The following is a 13,487-nucleotide window of genomic DNA, read 5'->3' as shown; positions in this document are numbered from 1 at the left end:
GCACTTCCAACGCTCCGTTTCACTCCCCCCAAAACCCGCCGCTGGCGGGTTTCGTCATTTCTGGAGATCCCAAATGCAGAACCCTTTTGAAAACCCCGGCTTTTCGATGGCCAGCCTGACGGCCGCCATCAACCTCCTGCCCAACCGCTATGGGCGGCTGGAGCAACTCAACCTGTTCCCGGCCAAGCCGGTGCGCACCCGGCAGATCATCGTCGAGGAGTACGCCGGTCGTCTGAATCTGCTGCCCACCCGGGCGCCCGGTTCGCCCGGCACGGTGGGTGAGCGTGGCAAGCGCAACCTGCGCTCCTTCGTGATCCCGCACATCCCCCACGACGACGTGGTGCTGCCCGAGGAAGTGCAAGGACTGCGCGCCTTCGGTTCCGAAACCGAAATGGAAGCCATCGGCGGTGTCATGGCCCGCCATCTGGAGACCATGCGCAACAAGCACGCGATCACCCTGGAGCATCTGCGCATGGGTGCGCTCAAAGGCAAGATCCTCGACGCTGATGGCAGTGAGCTCGTCGATCTGTTCGACGAGTTCGACATCACTGCGCAATCGGTGTCCTTCGAGTTTTCGACGGCGGCCGACAACGGGCAAATCAAGACTGCCTGCCTCGAGTTGCTGGGCCTCATGGAAGATGGGCTCACTGGCGAGTTCTCGACCGGCGTGCATGTGCTGTGCTCGACCGAGTTCTTCCGGGCACTGACCACCCACAAGGAGGTCAAGACCGCCTACCAGAACTGGCAGCAGGGCGCAGTGCTGATCAACGACATGCGCTCGGGCTTCAGCTACAGCGGCATCACCTTCGAGGAATACCGTGGCCAGGCGTCCTTTGTGCAGGCCGACGGCACGCTGGGGTCGCGCCGCTTCATTGCCGCAGGGGAAGCCCATGCCTTCCCGGTCGGCACGGTGGATACCTTCGCGACCTACTTCGCGCCAGCGGACTTCAACGAGACCGTGAACACCATCGGCCAGCCACTGTATGCCAAGCAGGAGCCACGCAAGTTCGACCGGGGCACTGATCTGCACACGCAGAGCAACCCGCTGCCGATGTGCCATCGCCCTGGCGTGCTGATCAAGCTCGTTGCTGCCTGATGGATGTCGCGACGTTGTACGAGGCGGCCCGAAGTGCAGGACTGCTGACCGCCGTCACGGTGGCGGGCAGCACCGTGCACTGCGCCTTCCGTGCCCCCGACGAAACCGTGCTGGATGGTTTTGCGCTGTCGCGGGACTACCAGATCGACTACCCGGCGTCCTGGCTGACGCTGGCAGCCGGGGACACCGTCGAGGTGGCAGGCAATACCTATCAGGTGCGCGACGTGCGCGCCATCGGCGACGGCACCGAGCGTCGCGCCTCGCTCTCCCAACTCTGAGGAACTCCCCATGAACTCCGTCCGCGAGCGCGTCTTGCGGGAGATCGTCACGCGCCTGGCATCTGCGATTGCCCCGACACCGGTGCTACGCATGCCTGCCGTACCGGTCACCCGCGAGGCCAGTCCAGCGCTGCTGCTGTTCGTCGATGGCGACAGCATCACCGCCCACGCCAACCACCTGGTCGACCGGCTGCTGATCGTCCGGCTTGCCGTGGTGGCACGCGGTGCGGATGCCTTCGACGTCGCCGACCAGACGCTGGTCGCGGCCCACGCGGCAATGCTCGCCGACCCGAATCTGGGCGGTCTGGCCATCGCCGTGCGCGAGATCGACTGCGAATGGGAGTTCGACGACGCCGACGCCGGGGCCGTCGCGCTGCCCGCCCGCTACGAAATCCGCTACCGCACCCACGCCATCGATCTCACCCAAACAGGATGAACACCTTATGCAAACCCTCTCCATCGAGCTACTGAAACCCCATACCCACGCAGGCAAGCGCCTCTTCGTAGGTGATCGCCTTGATCTGAATGACGCCAGCGCCCGTTGGCTGATCGCACAAGGCACGGCCAAAGCGGCCACCCCCGCCACTGATTCCAAACCCACCCGCCGTGATGCCACGTCCGGTGTTTCCACAACTGCAGCCACCCAAGGAGACTGAACATGGCTTACTTTTCTGGACAAGGCCGCGTCTACATCGGCGCACGCGATGAATTCGGCAACCCGGCTGGACTGACTTTCGTCGGCAACGTGCCCGAGCTGAAGGTCTCGCTGTCAGTAGACACCATCGAGCACCAGGAAGCGCAGTCGGGCCAGCGCCTGACCGACCTGCAGCTCATCAAGACCAAGAAAGGTGAATTCGCCTGCACGCTGGAAGAACTGATCGCCACCAATCTTGCGCTCGCGCTCTACGGCACCACGACCACGATCACCCCCGGTACGGTGACCGGTGAACTGCTGCCCAACCCGGTCACCCCGGGCAGTCTGTATCCGCTGGCCATGCAGAACGTGTCCGCCGTGCAGATCCAGGACTCGGACGTCACGCCCAAGACGCTCCCGGTCAGCCACTACAGCGTCAATGCCAAACACGGTTCACTGGTGGTGCTGGATGCCACGTCGGGCGGCCCGTACACCGAGCCGTTCACCGTCGATTACGCCTATGGCGCGGCGCAGAGCACGGCGATGTTCACCCAGCCACTGCCCGAGCGCTGGATTCGCTTCGAGGGGCTCAACACCGCCGACGGCAACCGCGAGGTGGTGATCGACCTCTACCGCGTGGCCATCAACCCGGCCAAGGAACTCTCGATCATCACGGACGAACTGCTGAAGTTCGAGCTGTCGGGCCAGGTACTGGCGGATCTGACCAAGCCAGTCGGTGGTGATCTCGGTCAGTTCGGCCGTCTGGTGCTGCTGTGATGGACGGCTTCAAGACATTCCCCCCTGAGCCTGTGGTCGTGACGCTGTCCGGCACCGCGCTGGAACTGACGCCGATCCGGCTGGGTGAGTTGCCACGGCTGCTGGCCGTGGTGCGCCCGCTGGCCGAGGAAATCACCAGTGATCCGGACTGGATGGCGCTGCTGGGACGGCATGGCGATGCCGTGTTGGATTTGCTGGCCATCACCACCCGGCGTGAACGCGCGTGGATCAACGACCTGTCGCTGGAGGACGCTGTGCAACTGGCCGCCGCCGTGTTCGAGGTGAACGCGGATTTTTTCGTGGCGCATGTCGTCCCGGCGATTCAGGGTGCGGCCCAGCGACTCGCGCCGACGCTGCGTTCACTGACGACCTCGGCTGGGACAGTGCCGTCGCCCGCCTGATCCGCACCGGGCACCGCCTGGGCGACGTGATGGCCTACACGCTCACGCAGGCGCAAGCCTTTCTGGATGCCGACGGACAGATCGAACGGCAGCAACTTGCCCAGCTGCTCGGCATTCATGCCGTGGCAGCACAGGGCGAGAAGCGAGGCATCGAACAACTGCAACGCGATCTGCTCAAGGACTGACCCATGCGCCTCTCGCTCACCACCACCGGCTTGTTGGACCCGCGCCAGTTGGCGGCGTGGAGCACCGAGCGGCGTCGTGCCATCCACACCGCTGTCGCCAAGGGCATGCAATCGGGCGGGCGTGAAGTGCGTGATGCGGCGCGATCCGAGATGCGCAGTGCTTTCACCGTCAAGCGCAACAGATTCATCTCTTCGATGGGCGTGAAGGTGTTCGACAAGAAGCCCGAACTGCTGCCCGCCTTGCTGGTCGGCAGCAAGATTCCTTGGCTCGGTCTGCATGAAAAAGGCGGCACGGTGAGCGGCAATTTGCTGATACCGCTGCTGCCCGGGCGCATCGGCCCCAAGCGCTTCAAGGCGGTCATCGATGGCCTGATGCGCTCGGGCAATGCCTTCTTCATCGAGAAGAACGGACGCGTGCTGCTGATGGCCGAGAACATCAAAGAGAACGCCGGGCAGCTGGGCCGCTTCAAGCGTGCCGAGCGTGGTCGTACCGGGGCCAAGCAGATCAAGCGTGGCCAGGAGATTCCCATCGCCGTGCTGGTCAAGCGCGTCGATCTCAAACGACGACTGAATCTGGCGGGTGGCGTGCAACGCGCACTACCTGCCTTGGCGCGGGCGATTCAACAAGAACTGGACAAAGTCTGATGGCAAGCAATCGTGCCCAAATCCTGATCAGTGCCGTCGACCAGACCAAGACCGCCTTCGACTCGATCAAGCGGGGCTTGGGTGGCCTGACCGACACCGCCAAGAGCGTCAATGGCGTGCTGGCCAACCTCGGCGTGGCTGTCTCTGTGGCCGGTCTGACCGCGATGGTCAAATCGGCCATCGACACTGGTGATGCGCTGGACGAGATGTCGCAACGTGTCGGTGTCAGCGTCGAGACCCTGTCGGTATGGAAACCGGCAGCCGAGCAGTCCGGAGTGTCCGGCGAATCGTTCGAGAAGGGGCTGCGCAAGCTGTCCACCACGATGCTGGAAGCCGCGACTGGGTCGGAAGATGCCGCGCGCGGATTCTCCGCCGTGGGTGTCGAGTTCAAGAACCAGGACGGCACCCTGCGAGCCACCGATCAGGTGCTGCTCGATCTGGCCGAGCGCTTCAAGGCCATGCCCGATGGCGCGGAGAAAACCGCCCTGGCCGTGCAACTGTTCGGCAAGTCGGGAGCCGAGCTGATCCCGTTTCTGAATCAGGGGCGCGACGGCATCAATGAGCTCGCCGCCGAGATGCAGGCGCTCGGCGTGCAGATGAGTAGTGAGACTGCGGCGCAGGCGGGCAACTTTAACGATGCGCTCGACAAGCTGAAACTGGCCACCACCAGCATCGGTAACCAGATCATCGCGTCCTTGCTGCCCGCCCTGAACGATATGGCCGGTGGCATGGTCGAGTCGGCCAAGCAAGGCGGCACACTGCGCGCGATCCTGGATGGCGTGGTGCTGGTGCTCAAGACCCTGGCGCTCGGTGCCGCCACCGTCGGCAAGGCCTTCGTCGCCTTGGGCGAGGCCATTGGTGCCGGTGTGGCGGCGGCGGTCGAGGCGCTCAAGGGCAACACCGATGGGGCCAAGGCCATCATTGCCGACCTCAAAGGCAATCTGGTCAAACGGCTGGATGAACTGGCGTCCTTCCGTGACAGCCTGTTCGACCCCAAGCCCATCGAGGTCAAGGCACCCAAGATCCAGGCCGATCCGGAACTGCTTCAACGCCTGACCAAGCCCAAGGCCGCCAAGCCTGCGCAGGACACGACCGGCGCGCAAACCACGCTGATAAAAGCGCAGCTGGACGCCGAGTTCGCCCTGCTCAGGGACGGTCTGACCCGGCAACAAACTGCGCTGGACGCTGCACTCGAAGACCGTCTGGTTTCGGTGCGCGACTACTACACGCAGAAAACAGCCATCGAGCAACGCGAGGTCGATGCCGAGATTGCCCGCAAGCAGCAGGAGCTGGCCCGCAGTCAGCAAGTCGCCACTACGGGCAAATCGGAAAACGACCGCCTGCGTGCCAAGGCCGAAGTGGCCAAGGCGGAAGCCGACCTCATCACGCTCAACAATCGGCGCACGGACATCGAGCAGGCAAATGCGCGTAAGGCCGCGCAAGCCGAGCGTGAGCTGGCCGATGCCTTGGCGCAGGCGCGTGAGGAACTGGCTCAGATCACCGGCACGGCTACCGATGCTGACCGACAAGCCGCCATCGAGCGCAGCTACCGTGATCTTCGGGCACGACTGGCGGCAGAAAGCGACGCCGACGGTGTGTCGCTAGTCGATCGACTGATCAACGTGAAGGCGGCGCAGGCCAATCTGGCGGCGCTCGAAGCCCAATGGCGGCAGGTCACCGAGCGTCTGCGCAATGCGCAGGAGGCCATCCAGACCCAGCAGCAAGCTGGGCTGCTAACCGAAGCACAGGCGCGTCAGCAGATCGTGGCCCTGCAACAGCAATCGGCCACCGAGATGGAGCGCCTGTTGCCGACCATGCAGCAAGCCGCGCAGGCCATCGGGCCGGATGCGGTGATTCGCGTGCAGGCGTGGCGCAACGAGCTGGATCGCACCAAGCTCACCGTCGATGAAATGGCCCCGCTGTGGAATCGCATCGGCGAGAGCTTCGGCGGTGCGCTCAACGGGATGATCACCGGCGCGCAGACCTGGCGCAGTGCCTTGGCGAGCATCTTTCAGCAGGTGGCCGATGCCTTCCTGCAGCAAATCGTGATCCAGCCCTTCCAGCAGTGGATCGCCATGCAGGCGCGGATGCTGGCGCTCAAGCTCGGCTTCATCCAGCAGGAGCAGACCGTCGATGCGGCGGCCAGCGCCGCCAAGGTCGCGCAAAAGACCACCGAAACCACCGCCGTGGTGTCGATGGATGCAGCCAAGGCAGGAGCCGGGGCGGCAGCCTCGCAAGCCTCGATTCCCATCGTTGGCCCGGGACTGGCCATTGCCGCAATGGTGGCGATGGTCGCCGCGGTCATGGCGCTCTTGGGCGGCATCAAGAAGTTCGCGGGCGGCGGTCTGGTCTCCGGGCCGGGCAGCGCTACATCGGATTCGATCCCGGCGCGTCTCTCAGCAGGCGAGTACGTAGTGCGTGCTGCCGCCGTGCGCCAGGTCGGTGTGGCCTTCCTCGATTCGCTCAACGGCTTGTCGGCAGGCCCGCGTTTCAAGGGTGGCGAATTGGCCTTCGCAGCGGGCGGACTGGTACCGGAGGTGAAAGTGCCGCCCGCGCAGCCGCAGATGAATCAGGCCGTGCGCATCGTCAACGCGGTCGATCCGGGTGTCACCCACGACCACCTGCAGTCGCCTGCCGGAGAGAAAGTCATCGTCAACATCATCGGGCGCAATGCACGGGCCATCCGTGCGGCGCTGCAAGGCTGAATTTCAGGGGAAAGTCCAATGGCACTTCTGTTCATCGACGGTTTCGATCACTACGACCCACAGGCCGTGGACAGCTTTGGCGATCCGTGGCTGGCACGTGGCAAGGCAGCGTATCTCTCGCCTCAGGCCACCCGGATCAATGGCCGTCGTCCGTCCTCCTATGCCCTGCGATTGCCAGAAGGTTCGGGTGGTGGCTACGTCAAGAACCTCGACGCCACCAAGGCCAGCCTGATCGTCGGGGCAGCCATTCGTGTGGTGCCGTACCAAAACACCTACACCGAGCCACTGCTCCTGGGCGTGCGCGATGCCAACTCGCAGGTTGCGCATCTCGTGAAAATCGGCGAGGACGGTCGGCTCAAGCTCTACCGCTGGCAATACGGCTATGACCAGTTGATCTCTGTCTCAGTTGCCAGCGCTCCGGCGCGCGGCTGGCACTACATCGAGTTGCAGGTCACGCAGGGCACGAGCAACGGGATTCTGTCAGTGCGCATCAACGGCATCCTGGCCATCCAGATGACTGCGCAGAACACCATCCAGGGCGGTGGCCAACTGCTCACGGCATTTGTGGGTGCCGTGCCCGGCCAGAGCTGTCCGCTCACCATCGACGTCGACGACTTCTACATCGCCGACACCAGCGGCACGATCAACAACACCTTCCTCGGTGATGTGCGCGTCGATGCCTTGCAGGCACAGGCCGATGGCAGCCTGAACCAGTGGACGGCCAGCCCGGTCGGTACCGCCGCATGGGAAGCCGTGAGCGACGAGGACGAAGCTACGGCGATCAATGCACCGAACGTGGGGTTGCGCCAGTCCTTCGATGTCGAGCCGTTGCCGGTGATGGCCACGCCCGCCATCTATGGCGTCCAGCTCACGATGCTGGCCCGCAAGACCGACGCCGGTCTGGGCAAGGTCAAAGGCCTCGTAGTCAGTGGCGCGCAGACCGCCGTCAGCACTGACATCGTTCTGCAGGAGCAACTGGCGTGGCAGAGCACGCTGTTCGAGCGTAATCCGAACGGCAACGTGCAGTGGACGGAGGCAGCCTTCAATGCCGCTGAGTTCGGCGTGGAGTCGGCATGACGGATCGCGTCGTCGTTCAAGACCTCGCGGAGGTTTCCAGCAAGCCGACGCCTGGAAGCGAACTGCCCGCCTTCCAGGGTGAAGTGCTCTCGCGCGCCACCTTCGGGGCGAGCGCAGCCAGCTTCACGCCGGAAACAGCTGTCGCTCCGCTGCCGCCCAATCTGGCGGCCAGCCTGTTGGCGGAATCCTTGGCGGGGCCCTGGCCACCCATCGATGCACCAACCTTTCTGGTCGAAGTGTTGCGCCGTGATACGGCCTCAAGCGCCATCGTCGCCACCGGTATGGATGCCTTTGGCGACCAGCCTTGGCCGGATGCGCAGCGCGGCGTGTTTGCCTTCCGCCATGATTGGATAGAGCCCCTCGTGGAACGACTGGAGTGGCAGACCAGCGTCACGCGGCTGGCCAGTGGCAACGAATCCCGGCAGGCACGCCGACGCGTTCCTCGGCGCTGGCTCACCTACAAGGTGGGCAACGCCCGGCAGACCGATGCCCTGGTGGCCGACTGGCTGGCCGATCATCTCGGTCAAATGGCGCTGTGGCCGCTGCCGCAGTACGCGGTGCACCTGACCGAGTCCTGCGAACGTGGCGCACTGGCACTCAATGTGACGGAGGCAGATGGGCGACAGTTCGGGCCACTCTCGGCCAATGTGCATCTGACCTACGACGGGGTGCAGGGCTGGCAGGAAACTGAGAACAATGGCCGCTGGATTTTGATCATCACCGCCGATGGCTGGCAGATCGCCCAACTCAGCGAAGTGGAAAGCGATCTGCTGTGGCTGACGGAGCCCTTGGCACGCGCCGCAGCCGTGGGCGGCACCATCATGCCCTTGGTGTGGGGCAAAGCCATTGACCCGGCGGATCTCACGCAGTGGGTACCCGGTATGGTCGGCGGCAACGTCCCCACACAGATCCAGCCTGCGCCATTGCCCGACCATGATGTCCTCGATGACCCATGGCTCGACGAGATCCCGGTCTGGCCAGATGGCAACTGGCGTGACGATCCAACGGCCGCCGCGCAAGCCACGATCACCCGCCAAGACTTCTCGCCTGCAGATCCGTGGATGCGCCGGGACGATCCGTGGGCGACGACAACTTTGCAGCGGCGCTATCTGGCCAGCTCACTCGATGAAGTCGAGATCTGGCGGGCGCGCTTGTGGCGCACCCAAGGCCGTCTGGAAGCCTTCTGGCTGCCCGATGGCTTGGCTCCGATCCTGTGGGTAACCGTCGAAGCCGATCCCGAGGATGGCTTCCTGCGCATGGATGGCAAAGACATCTCGGCGTTCTGGCATCGCCCTGCCGCTTGCTTGATCGTGCACCCAGACGGCTATCGGCAGTACGCCCTGACTGCGACCTGCCATCTGGATCAAGGTGGTGTGCTGGTGCTGCGCTCGGGTTTCGACGACTGGGTGCCCGCAGGCAGCCGCGTCATTCGCCTCGTGCGCTGCCGCCTCGACCACGACGCCGTCGATCTGTACTGGCACAGCCCGACGCTGCTGGAGATCACCTTGACCGCGCGCCAGTTGCCCGAACCGCGCGGCAATGACCGTCAAACCTACGAGGGAGCGTAAGCGCGATGAGCCAGAACCCATTGCTGGAAGTCGAGCTATACGCCTTCGCCAGCAACAGCGCGCAGTTCTATCTGACGCCGCACGAATTCGATGTTGATCTGGATGGCAACCTCTACAAGAGCCTGGCCTTGGAGCGCAACGAACTGGCGCTGGGTGCTGAAGCTGCGAAGGCTGGCTTGGATCTGAAACTGCCGCCGAACTGTGATTTGGTGCGCCATCTGCTCGCCAACTCTCTGACCGGTGACACCACCTCGATCACTCTGCGTATCGGACGGCGCGACACCTGGGGCGACTACTGGTGGATCTCTGGAACGCGCTGGATGGGCCGGGTGCTGGGTGTCGAAGTCGCCGACGATGTGGCTCGCGTTCGCTGCGAGTCGGCGCAAGTCAGTCTCAAGCGCATCGGGTTGCGGCGGCTCTACAGCCGCAAGTGTTCCCATGTGCTGTATTCGGCTGCCTGTGGTGCCTCACCGATTTCTGCCAGCGCCTTGGTGAGCAACAGCAATGGCCGCAACGTCGATCTCGACGGTGGCACGCCCGGCAGTGTCAGTGGCGGCTTGGCCGGTGGCTGGTTGCAAACCCCGGAAGGTGCCCGCCACATGATTGTCAATGACTACGGTGGTGGTGTGGAGTTGCTCTATCCGGTGGCCATTGAAGTCGGCACCGAGGTTCTGCTGACGGTCGGCTGCGATCACAGCACGGCCACGTGCGAGTCGCGCTTCGGCAACCTCGACAACTACGGCGGCTTTCCCGCCATCCCGAGCAAAAACCCGTTCTCGACGGGCGTGTTCTGAATTCTTGGAGAAATCGCCATGTGGTACCTCGTCGTCATCGTGGTGGCGGCGCTGGTTTCGGTCGCGCTCGCGCCGAAACCGCCCGAACCCAAACCGGCATCCCTGTCTGACGTCGATGCCCCCACCGCAGAAGAAGGCCGACCGATCTCGGTCGTGTTCGGCACCGTGCTGCTGCGCGGCTCCAACGTCGTCTGGTATGGCGATCTCGAAGCCGATCCGATCAAGAAGAAAGGTGGCAAGAAATGACCACGCAGACCGTCATCACCATCGATCACGTGCGCGCCGTGGGCCTGTGCGTGAACGGCACGCGTACGTGGTTTGCGCGTCACGACCTGGATTTCCGCGCTTTCCTGCGTGAAGGCTGTGACGCCGAAACCTTGCTGGCCACCGGCGATGCAATGGCACAGCGTGTGGTCGAGCACGCCCGCAATCAATCCAGCCAGCGGGGGCAAGGCTGATGGGTGGCAGCAGCAAGAAGCAAACCGTCGGTTATCGCTACCGGATGGGGCTGCATCTGGCCTTGTGCCAGGGGCCCGTCGATGCCGTGCAGGAAATCCAGATGGGCGACCGTACCGCGTGGGGTGATGCCGACCGCGCGCCGCTGTCCAACGGGCATGGGCTGACCAGCCTCTCGATCAACAAGCCCACGCTGTTTGGCGGCGACGAGCGCGAAGGCGGCGTGGTCGGCACCATCGATGTGCTTTCTGGTCATGCCGGACAAGGACGCAACGACTACCTGATGAGTCGCCTCGGCAGTTCCATTCCGGCATTTCGGGGCGTGCTGTCCTTGGTGGCACACAAGATCCTGTTCGCAGCCAACAACCCCTACATCAAACCGTGGGCAGTGCGCGTCCGGCGCTTCACGGAGGGTTGGTTCGATGCGCCATGGATGGAATGGAATGCCGAAGTCCGCAGCTGGGATGAGGACGAAGGCCGTGAGATCAGCGTCGGCATGAACCCGGCGCACATTCTGGTGCAGTGCCTCACCGATCCGCATTGGGGTATGGGCTATCCGCAGAGCACCATCGGCTGGAGTTTCTGGAACGCGGCATGGGCTTTGTCGAGTGAGGGCTTCGGCCTCAATCTGATCTGGACACGGCAGCAGCCCATCGAGAGCTTCATCGGCCAGGTCATCGATCACATTGGCGGCATCCTCTACACCGACCCGGAGCAAGGCACGTTTGAGCTCAAGCTGCTGCGCGACGACTATTGGATCGACAGCCTGCCACAGTTGGGGCCTGACGAAATCGTGCGGCTGGAACGCTTCGAGCGTGCCCAGTGGGGCGAGCTACCCAATGAACTGACCGTCGTCTACACCGACTGGCAAACCGGCGGTGATGCCGCCGTTACGGTCGAGAACCTGGCCGCCATCCAGTTGCAGGGCGGCGTGATCAATCAACGCCGCGACTACCCGGGTGTTAACTACGGGCCACTGGCCGCGCGGCTGGCCTTGCGTGACCTGCGCGCCTTGGGTTCGCCGTTGGCCCGAATGAGTCTGACCGTGGCACGCGACACCCTGGAACGTGCGCCTCTGCCGGGCGATGTGTTCCTGCTGAACTGGCCACGCTTGGGTGTGGATCAGATGGTGGTGCGCGTCACCGGCATCGACACCGGCACCTTGGGAGCGCCCGAGTGGCGCATCGAAGCCATGGAAGATGTGTTCGGCATGAGCAACACCGTGCTGTCGCCCCCGCCACCGCACGTCGAGGAGCCGACCATCGAACCGTTGCCGCCCGCCGTGGTGCTGGCCGTCGAGGTGCCGTATTGGGAACTGGCCCGGCGCTTGTCGCGCGCAGATCTGGCCTACCTGACCGATACGGACACTTATCTCGGCGCGCTGGCCGCCGCCGGTGGCACCGGGCAGTTGAATTGGCAACTGGCTACGGGCGCGTCCGGCGGCGACCTCACTGCCGTGGTGGGCGAAGACTACGCACCACTGCTGACGCTCGATGTGGCCTTGCCTGCCAGCGAGGTCGATGCCATCGGTGTGCCGGTGACGGCCATCAGCCAGCCGGAGAGACTGGCCGTGGGCGACTACGCGTATCTGGTGGCTGCCAATGGGGCGATTGCAGAGGCCGTTGTCGTCCTGGCCTTCGATACCGCCAACGCGACCATCGATCTCGCACGCGGCGTGCTCGACACCACACCCCAAGCACATGCCCCGGGGACTCGGTTGATCGGTGTCGGCGAATGGCTGGCATCCGAAGGCGCGGAGCGGGCCCCGGGCGAATCGGTGTTCGTGGGCGCGATTCCTCGCACATCGACCGATCAGGGTGATCCAGTGCTGGCCGCGAATGGGCAGCCGATGGTGCTGGCCGGTCGGCAGGCTTTGCCGTATCCACCCGGTCGTATCCGCCTCAATGGCCAGACCGAGCCTGTCGTAGTGGCCGGTGACCTCACCTTCGCGTGGGCCCATCGCGACCGCACACAGCAGACCGCCTATCTAGTGCAGCAAGACGAGGGCGATATCGGGCCAGAACTGGGCGTGACCTACACGGTGCACATCCGCAATCGCAACAACGTGCTGGTTCGTACTGAGACGGGGCTGCTCGGCACCGCCTACATCTGGACGGCAGCAGTGGCCGCGCTGGATGCCGGTGCGCTGGGCGACCGCATCACGGCGGAGATCAGTGCCGTGCGCGATGGTTTGAGTAGCTGGCAGCCGCAGGTGCGGGTCATGGATCGCGCGGGCTACGGCCTGCGCTGGGGACAGTATTGGGGAGGTGTGTGATGGAGCCGCGCATCGATGTTCATCTGCTCACCCTGAACGAGCCTGCCGAATGGCGTGAGGCCTGCATCGCCAGCCTCGAGGACGCACCGATCCAGTTGCACGTTTTGCCCGGCATTCCGGGGCGTATCGGCGAGGCACGCGCGGCAGGCTATGCACAAGGCACGCTGCCGCTGGTGTCCTTTGTTGATCCCGACGATTTGTACGAAGCCAGTGCCTTCACACAACTGGCCGATGCGCTGGATGCCTGCCCGCAGGCCGTGATGGCTTACACCGACGAAGCACTGACCGACGAAAACGGCCAGGACATCGCCGTGAGGCGTCTGGCCTACAGCCGTTGGCAACACGCAAACAGCGCTAGCCACGTGCACGGCCTGATCGTGATGCGACGCTCCGTCGTCGAAGCCGTGCTCAAGGAAACCACTGACCTCAACAACTTTGCTGATTGGCTGCTGACCCTGCTTGTGGCCAAGCGTGGCGGTGTGCTGTACCTGCCCATCGTCGGGCGTCATTGGCGGCAGCACCCGCAACAAAGTCATCGCACCGGCGATCCGGAAGCAGTCCGGCGCATTCGCCAAGCATCGAATCTCTGGAGATAG

Annotated in this window: 16 protein-coding genes; all 16 read left to right on the top strand. The window is 64.1% G+C overall.

Annotation, left to right across the window (positions count from 1 at the left end; genetic code table 11):
* Positions 1–73 precede the first annotated feature (73 nt).
* From OEL49_RS12900 to OEL49_RS12825, 16 genes are read left to right on the top strand one after another with little or no spacing between them, the layout of a single operon-like run.
* On the top strand, positions 74–1,096 hold the full coding sequence (locus OEL49_RS12900; RefSeq protein WP_020200538.1) for a major capsid protein: 1,023 nt from the start codon (positions 74–76) through the stop codon (positions 1,094–1,096).
* Positions 1,096–1,374, top strand: a complete 279-nt coding sequence (locus tag OEL49_RS12895) for a head-tail joining protein (protein ID WP_009521715.1) — start codon at positions 1,096–1,098, stop codon at positions 1,372–1,374. Before OEL49_RS12900 ends, OEL49_RS12895 begins: the two co-directional genes overlap by 1 nt.
* 10 nt (positions 1,375–1,384) lie before the next feature.
* Entirely contained in the window at positions 1,385–1,810 is a 426-nt protein-coding gene (locus OEL49_RS12890) for a hypothetical protein (RefSeq protein WP_029043079.1), read from the top strand.
* Positions 1,811–1,817: 7 nt separating this feature from the next.
* Positions 1,818–2,030, top strand: coding sequence for a DUF7210 family protein (locus OEL49_RS12885; RefSeq protein ID WP_150428003.1), 213 nt, complete (start codon positions 1,818–1,820; stop codon positions 2,028–2,030).
* 2 nt (positions 2,031–2,032) lie between these two features.
* Entirely contained in the window at positions 2,033–2,785 is a 753-nt protein-coding gene (locus tag OEL49_RS12880) for a hypothetical protein (protein ID WP_150428002.1), read from the top strand.
* Positions 2,785–3,186, top strand: coding sequence for a hypothetical protein (locus OEL49_RS12875; protein WP_150428001.1), 402 nt, complete (start codon positions 2,785–2,787; stop codon positions 3,184–3,186). Before OEL49_RS12880 ends, OEL49_RS12875 begins: the two co-directional genes overlap by 1 nt.
* Positions 3,187–3,215: 29 nt before the next feature.
* Positions 3,216–3,371, top strand: a complete 156-nt coding sequence (locus tag OEL49_RS12870; protein ID WP_009521710.1) for a hypothetical protein — start codon at positions 3,216–3,218, stop codon at positions 3,369–3,371.
* Positions 3,372–3,374: 3 nt separating this feature from the next.
* Complete coding sequence (locus tag OEL49_RS12865; protein WP_150428000.1) at positions 3,375–4,016, top strand: DUF6441 family protein; 642 nt, start codon at positions 3,375–3,377, stop codon at positions 4,014–4,016.
* Complete coding sequence (locus tag OEL49_RS12860) at positions 4,016–6,721, top strand: phage tail protein (protein ID WP_150427999.1); 2,706 nt, start codon at positions 4,016–4,018, stop codon at positions 6,719–6,721. The genes OEL49_RS12865 and OEL49_RS12860 overlap by 1 nt, the downstream gene beginning before the upstream one ends.
* Positions 6,722–6,739: 18 nt before the next feature.
* Positions 6,740–7,798 (top strand): hypothetical protein, encoded by a 1,059-nt coding sequence (locus OEL49_RS12855; protein WP_150427998.1) that lies wholly within the window; start codon positions 6,740–6,742, stop codon positions 7,796–7,798.
* Entirely contained in the window at positions 7,795–9,366 is a 1,572-nt protein-coding gene (locus tag OEL49_RS12850) for a hypothetical protein (protein WP_150427997.1), read from the top strand. Before OEL49_RS12855 ends, OEL49_RS12850 begins: the two co-directional genes overlap by 4 nt.
* 5 nt (positions 9,367–9,371) lie before the next feature.
* Positions 9,372–10,160 carry a DUF2163 domain-containing protein gene (locus OEL49_RS12845; RefSeq protein ID WP_150427996.1) on the top strand — a complete coding sequence of 263 codons (789 nt, stop codon included), beginning with the start codon at positions 9,372–9,374 and terminating at the stop codon, positions 10,158–10,160.
* 18 nt (positions 10,161–10,178) lie between these two features.
* Complete coding sequence (locus tag OEL49_RS12840) at positions 10,179–10,406, top strand: hypothetical protein (protein WP_150981269.1); 228 nt, start codon at positions 10,179–10,181, stop codon at positions 10,404–10,406.
* Entirely contained in the window at positions 10,403–10,618 is a 216-nt protein-coding gene (locus tag OEL49_RS12835; RefSeq protein WP_211922742.1) for a hypothetical protein, read from the top strand. The genes OEL49_RS12840 and OEL49_RS12835 overlap by 4 nt, the downstream gene beginning before the upstream one ends.
* A complete protein-coding gene (locus OEL49_RS12830; protein ID WP_150981268.1) occupies positions 10,618–12,891 on the top strand; it encodes a phage tail protein in 2,274 nt (757 codons plus the stop codon). Before OEL49_RS12835 ends, OEL49_RS12830 begins: the two co-directional genes overlap by 1 nt.
* Positions 12,891–13,487, top strand: a complete 597-nt coding sequence (locus tag OEL49_RS12825) for a hypothetical protein (protein ID WP_150981267.1) — start codon at positions 12,891–12,893, stop codon at positions 13,485–13,487. The genes OEL49_RS12830 and OEL49_RS12825 overlap by 1 nt, the downstream gene beginning before the upstream one ends.

It is taken from the genome of Azospira sp. (assembly GCF_030247495.1).
GTDB classification, from domain to species: domain Bacteria; phylum Pseudomonadota; class Gammaproteobacteria; order Burkholderiales; family Rhodocyclaceae; genus Azospira; species Azospira oryzae.
The sequence above is the reverse complement of the archived record's forward strand: the minus strand, read 5'-3'. Positions and strand labels throughout refer to the sequence as shown.

What these genes read in the sequence shown, in the direction of transcription:
- OEL49_RS12830 (WP_150981268.1), top strand. Translation starts at nt 10,618, where the DNA reads ATGGGTGGCAGCAGCAAGAAGCAAACCGTCGGTTATCGCTACCGGATG.
- OEL49_RS12835 (WP_211922742.1), top strand. Translation starts at nt 10,403, where the DNA reads ATGACCACGCAGACCGTCATCACCATCGATCACGTGCGCGCCGTGGGC.
- OEL49_RS12890 (WP_029043079.1), top strand. Translation starts at nt 1,385, where the DNA reads ATGAACTCCGTCCGCGAGCGCGTCTTGCGGGAGATCGTCACGCGCCTG.
- OEL49_RS12850 (WP_150427997.1), top strand. Translation starts at nt 7,795, where the DNA reads ATGACGGATCGCGTCGTCGTTCAAGACCTCGCGGAGGTTTCCAGCAAG.
- OEL49_RS12895 (WP_009521715.1), top strand. Translation starts at nt 1,096, where the DNA reads ATGGATGTCGCGACGTTGTACGAGGCGGCCCGAAGTGCAGGACTGCTG.
- OEL49_RS12860 (WP_150427999.1), top strand. Translation starts at nt 4,016, where the DNA reads ATGGCAAGCAATCGTGCCCAAATCCTGATCAGTGCCGTCGACCAGACC.
- OEL49_RS12900 (WP_020200538.1), top strand. Translation starts at nt 74, where the DNA reads ATGCAGAACCCTTTTGAAAACCCCGGCTTTTCGATGGCCAGCCTGACG.
- OEL49_RS12845 (WP_150427996.1), top strand. Translation starts at nt 9,372, where the DNA reads ATGAGCCAGAACCCATTGCTGGAAGTCGAGCTATACGCCTTCGCCAGC.
- OEL49_RS12825 (WP_150981267.1), top strand. Translation starts at nt 12,891, where the DNA reads ATGGAGCCGCGCATCGATGTTCATCTGCTCACCCTGAACGAGCCTGCC.
- OEL49_RS12865 (WP_150428000.1), top strand. Translation starts at nt 3,375, where the DNA reads ATGCGCCTCTCGCTCACCACCACCGGCTTGTTGGACCCGCGCCAGTTG.
- OEL49_RS12855 (WP_150427998.1), top strand. Translation starts at nt 6,740, where the DNA reads ATGGCACTTCTGTTCATCGACGGTTTCGATCACTACGACCCACAGGCC.
- OEL49_RS12875 (WP_150428001.1), top strand. Translation starts at nt 2,785, where the DNA reads ATGGACGGCTTCAAGACATTCCCCCCTGAGCCTGTGGTCGTGACGCTG.
- OEL49_RS12870 (WP_009521710.1), top strand. Translation starts at nt 3,216, where the DNA reads ATGGCCTACACGCTCACGCAGGCGCAAGCCTTTCTGGATGCCGACGGA.
- OEL49_RS12880 (WP_150428002.1), top strand. Translation starts at nt 2,033, where the DNA reads ATGGCTTACTTTTCTGGACAAGGCCGCGTCTACATCGGCGCACGCGAT.
- OEL49_RS12840 (WP_150981269.1), top strand. Translation starts at nt 10,179, where the DNA reads ATGTGGTACCTCGTCGTCATCGTGGTGGCGGCGCTGGTTTCGGTCGCG.
- OEL49_RS12885 (WP_150428003.1), top strand. Translation starts at nt 1,818, where the DNA reads ATGCAAACCCTCTCCATCGAGCTACTGAAACCCCATACCCACGCAGGC.